We start from the raw sequence: 15227 nt of genomic DNA on the forward strand, positions 1-15227 counted from the left end.
CCTGCATCCAAGGCCGAATGTAAGACTGCAGCCAGTACCCGATTGCCTTCATCGCTACATCCACTTGCACAACGGCGGGTGTCCATGTAAGACAGGATGGCTGAGTCCGGGGGCGCCGAGGAAGACTTCTTAGAAAGACCCACGTTCATGAAGCTCAATGTTCTTTCGGACTTGCACCTGGGCTTCAGCCACTACGACCGACCGCACAACGATGCGGACGTGGTGGTCCTCGCCGGCGACATATCGCGGCCACGCGAAGCCGTGGACTGGGCGCTGCGCCTCGACAAACCCGTGCTCTATGTAATCGGCAATCACGAGTTCTATGGCGGCAGCATCGATGGCGTCGCCGAAGAGTTCCGACGCCTGTGCGCGGGCACCCTGATCAAGGTGCTCGACGACAACGGAGCGATCGTCGACGGCGTACGCTTCCTGGGCACCACGCTGTGGACGGATTTCGAACTCTTCGGCGACGAAGACAAGCGGAGTGCGGCGATGACCGAGGCTCAAGGCATGATGCGCGACTTCAGCCGCATACGGCGCTGCCAGGCGGAACCGGCACTCTTCACTCCCCAGGACTCGATCGGCCTTTTCAGGCGCCACTCGGCATGGCTCGACGACATGCTCGCGACGCCTCACGAAGGACCTACCGTCGTGATCACCCATCACGCCCCGTCCCGCAGAAGCATCCATCCGAGATTTGCCGACTCGCTGCTGAACGCGTGCTTCGTGTCCGACGCAGAGCACCTCCTCGGGGAAGATCGCGTCCGGCTGTGGATACACGGACACACCCATGACAGCTTCGACTACCTGGTTCGGGGAACGCGCGTGATCTGCAATCCGCGCGGATATGCCAAGGACGGTGTCAACGAGAACCCGCTGTTCGATCCGAACCTGACGATCGACGTGGCGTAGCGCGACAACCCGGCTTGCCGCTTCAGCGTCCAGCGCTGGCTCAATCTGCAGCACATTGCTCCGCTTCGATACAGTCCCTGGCGCGACGCTGGCACACGCCGATGCCATCGCCGGACGCAAACCCGTTGCCTGACAAGGACTTGCGTCTTCTGCAGCCCACTGGCACGCACTGGCCCGCGGATTGCGAAGTGCTCCATGCGATTCCTTCCTCAACCTCAACGGAGATGAACCCATGGACATGGCTGAAATGCGCAACCTCGGCATTGCGAACCCCTTCAAGAAGCAGTACGGCAACTACATCGGCGGCGAGTGGGTCGCGCCGATCGACGGGCAGTACTTCGACAACCTGACGCCGGTCACCGGCAACGCCTTCACGAGCATTCCGCGCTCCAACGCCAAGGACATCGAGGCCGCGCTCGACGCCGCGCACAAGGCCAAGGCCGCATGGGGGCGCACGTCGCCGACAGAGCGCGCCAACATCCTGCTGAAGATCGCCGACCGCATGGAGCAGAACCTGCAGACGCTGGCGGTGGCCGAGACGCTCGACAACGGCAAGCCGCTGCGCGAGACGATGGCCGCCGACATGCCCCTGGCCATCGATCACTTCCGCTACTTCGCATCCTGCGTGCGGGCACAGGAAGGCGGCATCAGCGAGATCGATCATGAGACCTACGCGTACCACTTCCACGAGCCGCTCGGCGTGGTCGGCCAGATCATTCCGTGGAACTTCCCGATCCTGATGGCGGTGTGGAAGCTGGCACCGGCGCTTGCTGCCGGCAACTGCGTGGTGCTCAAGCCGGCCGAGCAAACGCCGGCGTCGATCCTGGTGCTGATGGAGATCATCGGCGACCTGCTGCCGCCGGGCGTGGTCAACGTCGTCAACGGCTTCGGGCTGGAAGCGGGCAAGCCGCTCGCATCGAGCCCGCGCATCGCCAAGATCGCCTTCACCGGCGAGACCACCACCGGCCGCCTGATCTCGCAGTACGCGAGCCAGAACCTCATTCCGGTCACGCTGGAACTGGGTGGCAAGTCGCCCAACATCTTCTTCGAGGACGTGCTCTCGGCCGACGACGCCTTCTTTGACAAGGCGCTGGAAGGCTTCACGATGTTCGCGCTGAACCAGGGCGAGGTCTGCACCTGCCCGAGCCGCGCACTGATCCAGGAGTCGATCTACGACCGGTTCATGGAACGTGCAATCAAGCGCGTCGAAGCGATCACCCAAGGCCATCCGCTCGACACCGCCACGATGCTGGGCGCACAGGCCTCTCAGGAGCAGATGGAGAAGATCCTCTCGTACATCGACCTCGGCAAGCAGGAAGGCGCACAGTGCCTGACCGGTGGCGCGCGCCAGGTGAAGAGCGGCGAACTGGCCGGCGGCTACTACGTCAAGCCGACCGTGTTCAAGGGCCACAACAAGATGCGCATCTTCCAGGAGGAGATCTTCGGCCCCGTGGTGTCGGTGACGACCTTCAAGACCGAAGAAGAAGCCCTCGAGATCGCCAACGACACACTGTATGGCCTGGGCGCCGGGGTCTGGAGCCGCGACGGCGCACGCGCCTTCCGCATGGGCCGGGGCATCCAGGCCGGCCGCGTGTGGACCAACTGCTACCACCAGTACCCGGCGCATGCCGCGTTCGGCGGCTACAAGCAATCGGGCATCGGCCGCGAGAACCACAAGATGATGCTCGACCACTACCAGCAGACCAAGAACCTGCTGGTGAGCTACAGCCCGAACAAGCTGGGATTCTTCTGAGCAGGTCACGCATGAGCGATAAGCAAGTCGCTCGCGTGTCCGTGACGCCGGCCGCGCAGGCGCTCATCGAGCGCCTGCGCGCGGCGCATGGGCCGTTAATGTTCCACCAGTCGGGCGGCTGCTGCGACGGCAGCGCGCCGATGTGCTTCGCGCTCGGGGAGTTCATCACGGGCGATGCCGACATCTGCCTCGGCGAGATCGCGGGCACGCCCTTCTACATGAGCCGGTCGCAGTTCGAGTATTGGGAGCACACGCACCTGATCATCGATGCAGTGCCCGGCAACGGCGGCATGTTCTCGCTGGAGCGGCCAACCGGGATGCGCTTCCTCACGCGCTCGCGGCTGTACGACGATGCGGAATGGCAGGCGCTGGAGGCGCAGGGCCGGCCTTCGTAGGCGGGCCCTGGCCGGTCGCCCGGCGCATTGATTTCAGGGTGCCTGCCATGCGACGTTGCCGCCCTCGAACATCGTTCGCAGCCGCCCGTCGCGCTCCAGGTCGTTGAGGCCGGCCTGCAGTGCCTGCGCCAGGTCCGTCGAGTCCTTCTTCACCGCCATGCCCACCGCCCAGCCATTGCGCTGGATGCGCGGAGAAGGCAGCGGCGCGATCGCAAAGCGCGCATCGCCGCGCAACACCGATTCCATCTCCGACGCGAGCCCGGCGGCGGCCGCGACGTCGCCGCGCTGCAGCGCGCGCGCGGCTTCGGTGCCGTCCTTCCATTGCGTGTCGAGCTGGCTGCGATAGGCGCCGCCATCGGCGCCGATCATCAGCCAGCCGGCCAGCGTCTGGCCCGGCACCGCCACCTTTGCATCGCCAAGCGCCGACAGGCTGTCGAGCTGCGGGAGCTTGTCGAGCCGCCTTGCGAGCACGACGCGCTCGCGGTAGTACGGCGCGAAGATCCGCGCCTGCGGCGTGTCGTCGATGAGCGGCTTGTCGACCGGCACATGCATCAGCACGTCCGCCGGCCCGAAGCCCAGGTAGTGGCCGCGCCAGACCATGTTGCGCAGATCGTCGCCCATGTTCTCGTCGGCATTGAAGGGAAGCATCGACACCTTCACGCCGAGCCCATCCGCGAGGCCCTGCGCGAGTTGCACGTCGATGCCCTTGCCGGCGACGTGGAAAGGCGGCATGTCCTTGTAGAGCGCGACGGTGAGTACGCCGCGCTCGCGGATGCGGTCCAGCGCCGCCGCGCGCGCGACGAGCGCCGGCGCGCCGAGGCCTGCCGCGCCGATCCATCGAAGGACCGTGCGGCGCGAGGGATGTGAAGCGCGCATCGTGGGCTCCTACAGCGGCTTGTCGCGGCGGGTCTCGAGGTAGGCCTTGATCGACCAGATCGCTTCCTGGTTCATCGTGCCCTCGAACGGCGGCATATAAACGGCACCGTTTCGTGTCCGGCCATGGCGCACCGTCGTCAGGAAGTAGTCGTCGATCTCCTTCGCGCAGGCGGCCTTCTTGGGTGCATCCTTCATCGTGGCGCAGTCGTTGTCGATCTTGCGCAGGTCGGGCGCGATGCCGCCGGAGATGGCTTCGATGCCGTGGCAGCGCGCGCAGTTCTGGTTGTAGGCAGAGGTGCCGATCTTGATGGCCGTGGCATTGCCGCGATACGGGTTCTCGGCGCGCCAATCCTTGCCGAGTTCCGCCAGCCCCGTGGTGTCCACGGCCTGCGGGGTCACGTCGCCGTGCGGCCACGCGAGGCCGGCACAGGTCAGGCTCAGTGCAGCAGCCATCAGCTTCAATCCCTTGCGGGTCCTGAGGTAGGTTTCCATCGCTTCATCTCCGTTCGCGTTCAATTGATGACGCGGATGAATGCGCAAACGCTATGCCACGCGAAGTTGTTGCAGGCGGGAACACAAATTGCGTGAATTGCCCCGCGTGTGGCATCCTTTCGAGGTGCCAGGCAAGAAGTAACAAGAGAGGCCGTGTCCGCTGTACCAAAACGGGACACAACGTCGCGAAGAGACCGAGCGTATTTCTGGATAGACAGAACACCTGCCCAATAGAGGCAGTGGAGACAAGACCATGGTTGCAACCCCACGAGAGCTGGCCGCGACTGCCAGGACCTGGACCACACCCGAAGCCCTGCCGCTCCCGCAGCAGAAGGAACGCACCGAACTCATCGAACAGTGGCATCAGCGCTGTTCGGCACTCGGGCTGACACGCGTCGAACGGCCCGATTTCGAACCCCTGATGCGCGGCGACCTCGCGGTCGCACGCGAACGCAACCAGCGCCTGTTCACGCACGCGGCGCCCGTCATGGAGATGCTCTTCGAACAGATCGTCGACACCGAAAGCATGATCGTGCTGGCCGACGTCAGCGGCACCATCCTCCACTCCGTCGGCGACGACCGCTTCCTGCAGCGTGCCGACAAGGTCGCGCTGACGCCCGGGGTCAACTGGGCAGAGCATTCCAAGGGCACCAACGCGATCGGCACTGCGCTGTTCGAGGAAGCGCCGACCGTTGTACACGGCGGCGAGCATTTCATCCACGCCAACAATTTCCTGACCTGCTCGGCAGCGCCGATCTTCGATCCGCGCGGCAACATGCTCGGCGTGCTCGACGTCACCGGCGACCAGCGCTCCTACCACCGGCACACCATGGGCCTGGTGCGCATGTCGGCGCGCATGATCGAGAACCAGTGGCTGTCCGACGACTACGGCAACCGCCTGCGCCTGCATTTCCACAGCCGGGTCGAATTCATCGGCACCCTGCTCGAGGGCATCATCGTCGTCGGCGCCGACGGCAAGATCCTCGGCGCCAACCGCAGCGCGCTCGACCAGCTCGACATGAGCAGCGCGGCATTGCGGATGCACAGCCTGACCAGCCTCTTCGGCACGACCGCGCCGGCGGTGTTCGATCACTTCCGCTCGCCGCTTCCGACGCCGATGACGCTCTGCCTGTCGAACGGCCGCCAGTTCCATGTGAGCGCGCGGTTCAACGGCCCGCAGCGATCGATGGCGATGGAAACACGGAGCGCACCCGTTGCCGACTCGGCAGACCCGCGATCCCCGGTGGGCGCCGAGGCCCGCCAATCCACCGGCGTGCTGGCGGGTGCCACGGCGCACTCGGCCGACGGCACGCTCTTCTCCGGCCTGCACTACCTCAACACCGGCGATCCGCAGATCGGTGCGCTGGTCCAGAAGGTGCAGCGCGTCATCAACCGCGACATCCCGCTGCTCATCCTTGGCGAGACGGGCACGGGCAAGGAACTGCTCGCGCGCGCGGTGCACCAGGACTCGAACCGCGCCCGGCAGCCTTTCGTGGCGGTCAACTGCGCGTCGATTCCCGAGTCGCTGATCGAGGCCGAGCTCTTCGGCTACGAGGACGGCGCCTTCACCGGCGCGCGCCGCAAGGGCGCCGTGGGCCGCATCGTGCAGGCCAATGGCGGCACCCTGTTCCTCGACGAGATCGGCGACATGCCCCTTGCATTGCAGGCACGGCTGCTGCGCGTGCTGCAGGAGCGGCAGGTCACGCCCCTGGGCAGCCTCAAGTCCATTCCGGTCGACATCGCGGTGATCGGCGCGACGCACCGCAAGTTGCGCGACATGATCGAGGCCGGGTCGTTCCGCGAGGACCTCTACTACCGACTGAACGGCCTGGTGGTGAAGCTGCCGGCGCTGCGCGAGCGTTGCGACCTCGACGTGGTGGCGCGCCGCATCCTGCTGAGCGATTGCCCGCACGGCACGCCGGAGATCAGTGCGGCGGTGATGGCCCTGTTCAAGGCGTATGCATGGCCGGGCAACGTGCGCCAGCTCGCGAACGTCCTGCGCACCGCCGCCGTCATGGCTGCCGGCGAAGGCCAGATCGAGGAGCACCATCTCTCGGACGATTTCCTGGAAGACGCGCGCAGCGGACGCGCGTCCCAGCCGCCGCAGGTCTCCATGCCGATCCGCGCCACGTCGCCCGCGACCGACGCGATGCCGACGCAATTCCCCGAGCCCCCGAACGAACGCAGTGCAGAGCCCGACGCCCTGTCAGGCCCCGTTCAGGCAACGGCCGAACCGGCCACGCCGCGCACGCTCGGCGAAGCGGAGGTCGAGCTGATCCGCAGCACGCTCGCCGCGGCCAACGGGAATATCTCGGTCGCCTCGAAGCGCCTGGGCATCAGCCGCAACACCATCTATCGCAAGCTGCGCTGGGGCAAGTAGGACCCTAGGGAGATCCCTGTACCGCCGTCGAACGGCGCTGTACCAGCCTGGAACACTCGCCACCCGCGCCTGCGCTCGCAGGCCTTCAGCTCGCGCGCTCAGCGCCTCCAGAGCCCCATCCATCAGGGCAATCCCCAGTCTCTTCCACCTGCGCCGCACCGTGCCGCCGCAGGCACGCGATTTGCGCAAGTGAGTGGGCCCGAATGGCAATCCCGCCCGGGCCTGTTCCGCTTCCAAGGAGACTCCATGCAATGGTCGACACCTGCGTTTGAAGACATGCGCTTCGGCTTCGAGATCACGATGTACATCTCGCACCGCTGAGCCATCGCACCGGTGGCGCGCGGCGACGAGCCGCGCTGCCACCGGCCCCCATTCCTCCTCGCCCTCTCATGAAAATACTCGTGCTCGGCTCCGGTGCCGGTGGTGGCTTTCCGCAATGGAACTGCAATTGCCGGCAGTGCGCCGGCCAGCGCATCGGCGATGTCGAAGCGCGTTCGCGCACCCAAAGCTCGATCGCCGTATCGGCGGACGGCCAATCGTGGGTGCTGCTCAACGCCTCGCCCGACATCGGCCAACAACTGCGCGGTCAACCCCAGCTGCATCCGCGGCACGGCGTGCGCGACACGCCGATCAAGGCCGTGATCCTGATGGATGCCCAGGTCGACCATGTCACCGGCCTGCTCGGCATGCGCGAAGGCCCCTGCATCGACGTCTATGCCACGCCTTGCGTATTCGAGGACCTGACCACGGTCTTCCCCGTGATCAGCGTGCTCGAGCACTACTGCGGCACACGCTGGCACATGCTCGCGGTGGCCGGCACCCAGCGCAGCGCAACCTTCGCCGTCGACGGCTTCGCGTCGCTGCGCTTCACGGCAGTGGCGATTCCGGGCAAGGCCCCGCCCTACTCGCCGCATCGAGGCGAGCAGACGACCGGCGACAACATCGCGCTCCTGATCGAGGACCTGGACGACGGCAGCCGCCTGTTCTATTCGCCGGGCCTCGCGGAGGTGGGCGCGAGCGAACTGCAATGGATGCAGGGCGCCGACTGCCTGCTGGTGGACGGCACCTTCTGGGTCGAGGACGAGATGCTGCAGGCCGGCCTGAGCCGCAAGACCGCCACCGAGATGGGCCACCTGCCGCAGATGGGCGACGACGCGCGTGCCGGCATGGTCGACGTGATGCTGACCACGGGCGCGCGGCGCAAGGTCCTGATCCACATCAACAACAGCAACCCGATCCTGGACGAGACGAGCGCGCAGCGCCGCGTGCTCGACGACCACGGCATCGAAGTGGCCTACGACGGCATGGAGATCACGCTATGACGGCAACACTGACAGCCCCCGCCCCGGCGAGCACGCGCGAGGCGGCCCGGAATGAACTTCAGCGCCTGTGGGACAGCGACGAGTTCGAAGCGCGCCTGCGCGCCTGCGAAGCGCGCTATCACATCCACCACCGCTTCAACCAGCGGCTGAACCGCGGCGAGCTCCAGCCCTTCCAGGTGCGCGCCTGGGTGGCGAACCGCTTCTACTACCAGGTCAACATCCCGCGCAAGGACGCGGCGGTGATGTCCAACTGCGACGACCGCGCGGAGCGCCGCCGCTGGATCCTGCGCATGCTCGACCACGATGGCCGCGATGACTTCGCGGGCGCCGATGCCGGCGGCATCGAGGCCTGGGTGCGCCTGGGCGAGGCCGTGGGGCTCGATCGGGCAGACCTCTGGTCGCACCGCCACGTGCAGCCGGGCGTGCGCTTCGCGGTGGACGCCTACGTCAACTTCGCGCGGCAACGTCCGTGGGAAGAAGCCGCGATCTCCTCGCTGACCGAGATGTTCGCGCCGAGGATCCACGCCGATCGGCTCGCCGGGTGGCCGACGCTCTATCCGTGGATCGATGTCGAGGGCCTGGCCTACTTTCGCAGCCGGATCCCGCTCGCCACGCGCGACGTCGAGCACGGCCTCGAAGTCGCGCGCCGCTGGTGCACCACGCGTGCGCGGCAGGAACGCGCGGTCGGCATTCTTCATTTCAAGCTCGACATCCTGTGGTCGATGCTCGATGCGATCGAGCGCGGGTTCCCCGACGACATGCCGACGGAGCAACGCCCATGATCGCGCCCGACGAACGCCCCCGCATGTCGGGCCTCTACCGGATGCAGTTCGAGGCGACGCAGGACCACTGGGTCCTGCTCTACCCCGAAGGCATGGTCCGACTCAACCTCCCGGCCGCCGAGATCCTGCAGCGCTGCGACGGGCAGCGCACGGTGGACGAGATCGTCGCCGAGCTCGAAATCGTCTTCGCGCAGCCCTCGCTGCACGAGGACGTGATCGGCTTCCTCTGCCAGGCGCGCGAGCGCGGCTGGCTGCAATAGGCACGGGCACGCGCATGGAAGCGCAAGACTCCGGCACCCGCGGCGCGGTCCGGCCGCCCTTCTGGCTGCTGGCCGAGCTGACCTATCGCTGCCCGCTGCACTGCGTGTTCTGCTCGAACCCGGTCGACCATGCGCGCCACGGCGACGAGATGGACACCACGAACTGGAAGCGCGTGCTGGGCGAGGCGCGCGCACTCGGCGCCGTGCAGCTTGGCTTCTCGGGTGGCGAGCCGCTGCTGCGTGACGATCTCGAGGAACTCGTCGCGCACGCGCGAGGGCTGGGCTTCTACACCAACCTCATCACCTCGGGCGTCGGCCTCACCCGCGCACGCGCCCGGGCATTGAAAGCGGCAGGACTCGATCACATCCAGCTCTCGTTTCAGGACTCGACGCGCGAGCTCAACGACTTCCTCAGTTCCACGAAGACCTTCGACCTGAAAGCGAAGGTCGCTGGCATCATCAAGGACGAGGGCTACCCGATGGTGCTGAACTGCGTGATGCACCGGTTCAACCTGCAGCATGTCGGTCGCATCATCGAGATGGCCGAGCGCATGGATGCGGACTTCCTCGAACTGGCCAACACGCAGTACTACGGATGGGCGTGGCTCAACCGCGCCGCGCTGATGCCCACGGCCGGCGAGTTGCGCGAGGCGGAGGCGGTGGTCGACGCCTACCGTGCGCGACTCGCGGGCCGCATGAAGGTCATCTGGGTCTCGCCCGACTATGCGGATGCCAAGCCCAAGCCGTGCATGGCAGGCTGGGGCGCGGTCTTCATGGTCGTCGCGCCGGACGGCCTCGCGATGCCCTGCCACAGCGCCCGGATGCTGCCCGGCCCGCCGCTGCCCGACCTGCGATCGATGTCGGTGCGCGAGGCCTGGCACGACAGCGAAGCCTTCAACCGCTACCGCGGCCAGGCATGGATGAGTCCGACCTGCAGCGGCTGCGAAGAGCGGCATACCGATTTCGGCGGATGCCGCTGCCAGGCCTTTCTGCTGACGGGCGACGCGGCGGCGACCGACCCCGTCTGCACGAAGAGCGCGCATCGCGGGCGCATCGACGCGATGCTCGATGCCGCCGCGACGGCGCGCAGCAGCGAGCCGCCCGCGCAACCGTTGCGCTTCGTCCCGGGTGCGGCGCGAGAAGCGGGCCTCGTGTTCCGCAGCGACGAGAACTCGCGTGCCTTCGGAATGCCAGTCAACAGGGCATGAAGCGTCGCCAGTTTCTGCACGCGACGACGCGCTGTGGGTCGACAAGGCGGGCCGCTGGTATTGCCCCCGGTCGGGGCGGAGAGCGACACGAAGTGCGCGAGCCGGAGGGCGAGCTCTACCCGCCGAAGGTGTAGCGCAGTCCCACCCACGCCGCGCGCGGTGCGCCCGGCGACATCAGGCTCGCGCGGCTCACCGGGTAGTCGCCGTTGGCGTTCTGCGGGAGACCCCGCGCGATGTAGGAACCACTGGCGGTGAAGCCATTCGCACCGAGCTGTCCGCCGGTCGTGTACCGCGTGTTGAACAGGTTCGCGATCTGCACGAAGAACTTCAGATCGGACCGCGGCTTGTAGTCGACACCAAGGTTGAAGACCGCATAACCCGCGCTGCGCCCGGGCCCGGTGTAGTAAACGCCGTCGGGCACATGCAGTCCGTTCTCGTTGCCGCGCAAGTTGGCGCCGCTGGAGGCCAGCATGTCGAGGCCGATGCGCCACTGCGCATCCGGCTCGTAGTCGGCGAACAGCTTGAGCACCTGCGAGGGCAGCATCGGGATGCGGTCCCCGGGTCGGATCCGGATGTTGCCGTCGGTGCCCGGGAAGCCGGCCAGCGCCTGGTCGTTGCTGCTGTTGCCGGAGCCGCCGAGCGTTTCCGCGCTGCGGTAGGTCGCATCGAGCAGCATGAAGTTGCCGCCCACGGTCAGGCCGCGCGCGGGCTTGGCGCTCAGGCCCAGTTCGAGCCCCTGCCGGCGCGTCTTGCCGAAGTTCCTGAAGTACCCGAAGCCGCTCGAATCGTCCGCCACGAACAGCAGGTCGTCGCGGTTGTCCGAACGGAACACGCCGAGGTTCCAGGCGATGTCAGGCTGGACCACGCCGCGAAGACCGGCTTCGAAGGTCGTGGTCACCACCTGCTTGAGCGATGGATCGCCCGCGAAGGAGTTGGGCAGCTTGCAGGGGGTCGCCGGATCGGCGCAGCCGAGCTCGATGGCGGTCGGTGCACGGCTGCCCTGATTGGCGCCGGCATAGAGCGTGACGGCTTCGCTCGGCGCGAAGGTCATCCCGATCGCGGGGTTGAAGCGGCTGAAGGTATAGCGGCCGTCCAGCGAGCCGGGGCCGCCGCCGGGCTGGAGCTCGTCGGTGTTGTCGACGGTGGTGCGGTTGTAGCGGCCAGAGAGCGTGAGATGCGTGCGCGCATCGAGCGCGATGGTGTCGGTGGCATACACGCTGCCGGTGCTCGAACGGCTTTTCAGGCCGACGCGCGCATTGAAGGCGTTTTCCGAATCCTGCGTGCCGTCGGCAAAGGCACCGGGGCCGAACACCGGCGTGACCGTGCGGTCCGGGTTGATGTAGCCGAACTGCGTGCTCTGCCCGAAGCGGACGCGGCTCGCGTCGTAGGCCGCGCCCATCACGAAGAGGTGTTCGAGGCCGCCCGTCTTCGCCTCCGTGGAGAGCTGCCCCGCGAGGCCGTAGTTCTGCTGCCGCGTCTCGGTGCGGTTGACGAGGCCGTTGCACTTCTCGTTCGGTTCCGTGTTGAGCAGCGCGTTGGCGATGCAGCGCCACTTCGGAAACGGCGTGTTCGACGCATTCGCCCCGCTCGCTGGGTAGCCGGTGAAGCCCGCCGCAGCCAGCGCGGCACGTTCCGCCGCGCTCGGCTGGTAGACCGATTCGCTGAGCGCCCCGTCGTTGACATCGCCGTTGAAGGTGCTCGTCCTGATGTTGCGGTAGTAGGTGTTGCCGGAGAGCGTCCAGTTGTCGTCCAGCGCCTGCGTGATCGCCAGGTTGACGAAGGCCGACTTGTTGCGCGTGCTGTCGGGAATGGTGCGCACGCTCGCCCAGTCGCGCTGCAGCGCGCCGAGCTCCTGCGTGCCGTTGCCGGTGAGGTCGTTGTCGGCGAACGCGGTCGTCAGCGAGATGCTGCCGTCGCGCGTCACGCGGCCGACCTTGGCGAAGAGCTGGCGCACGTCGGTAGGCGAATCCATGCGCCAGCCCTTCTCGTGGAAGCGGTTGCCGCTCACGAACCAGTTCCAGCCGCTGTCCTTGTCGCTGCCGCCGGTCTCGAACTCGGCGGCCGCGCGGCCCCAGGAGCCGCCCATCACCTGCACCGATGTCCCGGGGTTGTGCAGCCCGTCCTTGGTCTGGATGGCCAGCGCGCCGCCGAGCGTGTTGAGGCCGAACAGCGGGTTGCTGCCGGGCATCAGCGCGACCGTGGAGATGGCCGAGCGGGGGATGAGGTCCCAGCTCACCACGTCGCCGAAGGGCTGGTTCAGGCGCACGCCATCCATGAACACCGACAGCCCCTGCGGCGTGCCGAGCAGCGGCGACGCGGTGAACCCGCGGTAGTTGATATCGGGCTGGAACGGGTTGCCCTGCGTCTCGTTGACCGTGATGCCGCCAACAGCGCGCGAGAGGTAGTTGGTGAGGTCGGGCGAATGCAGGCGCTCGAGGTCCGCGTCGGTGGCGGTCTGCACGTTCGAGGGCACGTAGTCGCGCGGCACGTCGATGCCCGGCAACGGCGTCGGCGCGATCACCACGATGGTCGCCAGTTCGGCGGGCCCGTCTGCCTCTTCCGCGACGGCCTGCGTCGACTGGCACAGCAGCATACTCGCGGCCGCCAGCGGCGCCATCGCGAAGGCAGGAAAGCGCGCACGCCGGCTCATGACTCGTATCTCCGCGCGCATCCCTGCCCGTCTTCAGGCCGCACCCGGCTTGGGGGCCCACGCCATGCACCAGCCTTCGGCCGCGATCTGCTTGCGGCCGAACATCGCGCATCCGCCCCACGGGTCCGTCGCGGACCCTTGCCACATCGCGCAGTTCGCGCAGCGCTGCGTCGCCGCGTGCTTCGGGTACTTCTTCGCGTCGACGGTCTTCGTGTCGTGCTTGTAGCCGAGGCTCACCGCGGTCTCGTCGGATTCCTCGACGCGCGGCGGCGCAGCCATTGCGGCCGTGGGCACCAGCGCGGCGATGCAGGTGCCGGCCATCGCGCGGCCGGCGAAGGCCCTGCGCGTGAGGCCGATGGTCTTTCCTTCGTTGATGTCGTTCATGTCGATGGCCCTCAGTTGGACGCGACCTTGGTCGCACCGCCGCCCGCCCCGGGGATCTTGAAGACCCAGACCATGCCGCCCTGTTCGAGCAGGTTGACTCGCTTGGCCACCTCGCCGCCCCACAGCGGCACCGCGCCGCCCCAGCCGGAAACCACGCCGACGTATTGCTCGCCGCCCTGCATCCAGGTGATCGGCGGGGCGACGATACCCGAGCCGGTCTGGAACTGCCAGACCACCTTGCCCGTCTTCGCATCGGCCGCCTTCAGGTAGCCCTCGGGCGTGCCCCAGAACACCAGGTTGCCGCCCGTGGTGAGCACGCCGCCCCACAGCGGCGCGCCGTTCTTCACTTCCCAGGCCATCTTGCCGGTCCTCGGATCGATCGCCCGCAGCGAGCCGATGTAGTCCTCGTTGAGCGGCTTGATCGTGAAGCCGGCGCCGAGGTAGGCCGCCCCCTTCTTGTACGCGACGGGTTCGTTCCAGATGTCCATGCCCCATTCGTTCGCGGGCACGTAGAACATCTTCGTGTCGGGGCTGTACGCCATCGGCATCTGGTTCTTGCCGCCGAGGAAGCCCGGCGCTGCGAACACGGCGCTTCCCTTCTTGCCGCCGTCTCCGTCCGTGGGGTCACCCGGGCGGTTGTCGGCGATGAAGTTGGGCCGGCCGGTCTTCAGGTCGATGCTGCTGGCCCAGGTGATCTTCTTGACGAAGGGAAAGGCGTTGATGAGCTGGCCGGTGCTGGCATCGTTCACGTAGAAGAAGCCGTTGCGGTCGGCCTTGCCGCCCACGCGCTTGCCGTCCATGTCGAAGGTGACGAACTCGTTGACGCCGTCGAAGTCCCAGCTGTCGTTGGGGGTGCCCTGGTAGCTCCACTTGATCTGGCCCGTCTTGACGTCGATCGCCACGGTCGAGCACGAGAAGAGGTTGTCGCCCTCGCGCAGGTGGCTGTTCCACGGTGCGGGGTTGCCGGTGCCGAAGTAGGCCAGGCCTGTCTTGGCATCGTAGGTGCCGCCGAGCCAGGTGGCCGCGCCGCCGGTCTTCCAGAGGTCGCCGGGCCAGCTCTTGTTGACGGTGCCGGAGATGCCGTTCTCCTTCTTGTTGCCGTCCTTGTCGTAGACGTAGCCCATGTGGCCCTCGACGGTCGGACGGGTCCACAGCAGCCTGCCGGTCTTCGGGTCGCGCGCCTCGACACGGCCCACCACGCCGAACTCGCCGCCCGACACGCCGGTCAGCATCACGCCGTCGGCAATGATCGGCGCGGCCGTGGCGGAGTAACCGGCGGCGTAGTCGTCGATCTTCTCCTTCCACACCACGTCGCCTGTGTTCTGGTCGAGCGCGACCAGCTGTGCATCGAGGGTCGCGAAGATGACGAGGTTGTCGTAGAGCGCGGCGCCGCGGTTGACCACGTCGCAGCACGGCATGATGCCTTCAGGCAGGCGGTGCTCGTACTTCCAGAGCTTCTTGCCGGTGGTCGCGTCGAGCGCAAAGATGCGCGAGTAGGACGCGGTCACGAACATCTTGCCGTTCGCGATCACGGGCTGCGATTCCTGCCCGCGCTGTTTCTCGCCGCCGAACGAGAAGGCCCACACCGGCAGCAGCTTCGATGCATTCGCCGAGTTGACCTGCTTCAGTGGCGAGTAGCGCTGGCCTTGGGTGTTGATCCCCCAGGTGAGGACGTTGCCTTTGGCTGTGGCCTCGGACTTGATCATCTGGTCCGTGACCTGCGCGTGGGCCGTCGCGGCGGCCAGACCGACCGCGATGAGCGCGGTCAAGAGCTTCAATTGCATGGTGTCTCCTTGCGGGTGGATCGTGGGTC

The 15227-nt window shown here is 67.0% G+C and carries 14 protein-coding genes; 9 read left to right on the forward strand and 5 right to left on the reverse strand.

The annotated features are described in order from the left end of the window. Positions 1-96 precede the first annotated feature (96 nt). The 3 genes from BLW05_RS29065 to BLW05_RS29075 all read left to right on the forward strand — a co-directional run bounded on the left by BLW05_RS29065 (position 97) and on the right by BLW05_RS29075 (position 3060). Positions 97-912 carry a metallophosphoesterase gene (locus BLW05_RS29065; protein ID WP_371126984.1) on the forward strand — a complete coding sequence of 272 codons (816 nt, stop codon included), beginning with the start codon at positions 97-99 and terminating at the stop codon, positions 910-912. Positions 913-1144: 232 nt separating this feature from the next. After that, positions 1145-2665, forward strand: coding sequence for an aldehyde dehydrogenase (gene adh, locus BLW05_RS29070; protein ID WP_093167211.1), 1521 nt, complete (start codon positions 1145-1147; stop codon positions 2663-2665). A gap of 11 nt (positions 2666-2676) precedes the next feature. Beyond that, entirely contained in the window at positions 2677-3060 is a 384-nt protein-coding gene (locus BLW05_RS29075; protein ID WP_093167213.1) for a DUF779 domain-containing protein, read from the forward strand. A 33-nt stretch (positions 3061-3093) separates the two neighbouring features. On the opposite strand, the gene BLW05_RS29080 is transcribed toward BLW05_RS29075, so the two are convergent. Both BLW05_RS29080 and pedF read right to left on the reverse strand, forming a co-directional pair. Continuing rightward, positions 3094-3936: a type 2 periplasmic-binding domain-containing protein gene (locus BLW05_RS29080; RefSeq protein WP_093167215.1), complete on the reverse strand. Its 843-nt coding sequence runs from the start codon at positions 3934-3936 to the stop codon at positions 3094-3096. A gap of 9 nt (positions 3937-3945) precedes the next feature. Further along, the gene (gene pedF / locus BLW05_RS29085; RefSeq protein ID WP_093167217.1) at positions 3946-4428 is read right to left on the reverse strand and encodes a cytochrome c-550 PedF; all 483 of its coding nucleotides are present in this window, start codon (positions 4426-4428) and stop codon (positions 3946-3948) included. A 253-nt stretch (positions 4429-4681) separates the two neighbouring features. Here pedF and BLW05_RS29090 point away from each other — a divergent pair, with 253 nt between their 5' ends. The 6 genes from BLW05_RS29090 (at position 4682) to pqqE (ending at position 10380) form a co-directional block, all read left to right on the forward strand. Further along, positions 4682-6808, forward strand: a complete 2127-nt coding sequence (locus tag BLW05_RS29090; RefSeq protein WP_093167219.1) for a sigma-54-dependent Fis family transcriptional regulator — start codon at positions 4682-4684, stop codon at positions 6806-6808. A gap of 246 nt (positions 6809-7054) precedes the next feature. After that, positions 7055-7129, forward strand: coding sequence for a pyrroloquinoline quinone precursor peptide PqqA (pqqA, locus tag BLW05_RS36890; RefSeq protein ID WP_143044960.1), 75 nt, complete (start codon positions 7055-7057; stop codon positions 7127-7129). A gap of 68 nt (positions 7130-7197) precedes the next feature. Continuing rightward, entirely contained in the window at positions 7198-8130 is a 933-nt protein-coding gene (pqqB, locus tag BLW05_RS29100; protein ID WP_093167223.1) for a pyrroloquinoline quinone biosynthesis protein PqqB, read from the forward strand. A gap of 8 nt (positions 8131-8138) precedes the next feature. Continuing rightward, complete coding sequence (gene pqqC, locus BLW05_RS29105; RefSeq protein ID WP_371126985.1) at positions 8139-8912, forward strand: pyrroloquinoline-quinone synthase PqqC; 774 nt, start codon at positions 8139-8141, stop codon at positions 8910-8912. Continuing rightward, positions 8909-9172, forward strand: a complete 264-nt coding sequence (gene pqqD, locus BLW05_RS29110; protein WP_093167228.1) for a pyrroloquinoline quinone biosynthesis peptide chaperone PqqD — start codon at positions 8909-8911, stop codon at positions 9170-9172. The genes pqqC and pqqD overlap by 4 nt, the downstream gene beginning before the upstream one ends. A 14-nt stretch (positions 9173-9186) precedes the next feature. Next, positions 9187-10380 (forward strand): pyrroloquinoline quinone biosynthesis protein PqqE, encoded by a 1194-nt coding sequence (gene pqqE / locus BLW05_RS29115; protein WP_093167230.1) that lies wholly within the window; start codon positions 9187-9189, stop codon positions 10378-10380. Positions 10381-10495: 115 nt separating this feature from the next. On the opposite strand, the gene BLW05_RS29120 is transcribed toward pqqE, so the two are convergent. From BLW05_RS29120 to BLW05_RS29130, 3 genes are read right to left on the reverse strand one after another with little or no spacing between them, the layout of a single operon-like run. Continuing rightward, complete coding sequence (locus tag BLW05_RS29120; RefSeq protein WP_256330548.1) at positions 10496-13030, reverse strand: TonB-dependent receptor; 2535 nt, start codon at positions 13028-13030, stop codon at positions 10496-10498. 33 nt (positions 13031-13063) lie between these two features. Further along, positions 13064-13414 carry a high-potential iron-sulfur protein gene (locus BLW05_RS29125; RefSeq protein WP_093167232.1) on the reverse strand — a complete coding sequence of 117 codons (351 nt, stop codon included), beginning with the start codon at positions 13412-13414 and terminating at the stop codon, positions 13064-13066. A gap of 11 nt (positions 13415-13425) precedes the next feature. Beyond that, complete coding sequence (locus tag BLW05_RS29130) at positions 13426-15198, reverse strand: PQQ-dependent methanol/ethanol family dehydrogenase (protein ID WP_093167235.1); 1773 nt, start codon at positions 15196-15198, stop codon at positions 13426-13428. Positions 15199-15227: the final 29 nt, after the last annotated feature.

This window comes from Variovorax sp. YR216 (assembly GCF_900107745.1).
In the GTDB taxonomy this organism is placed as follows: Bacteria; Pseudomonadota; Gammaproteobacteria; order Burkholderiales; family Burkholderiaceae_C; genus Variovorax.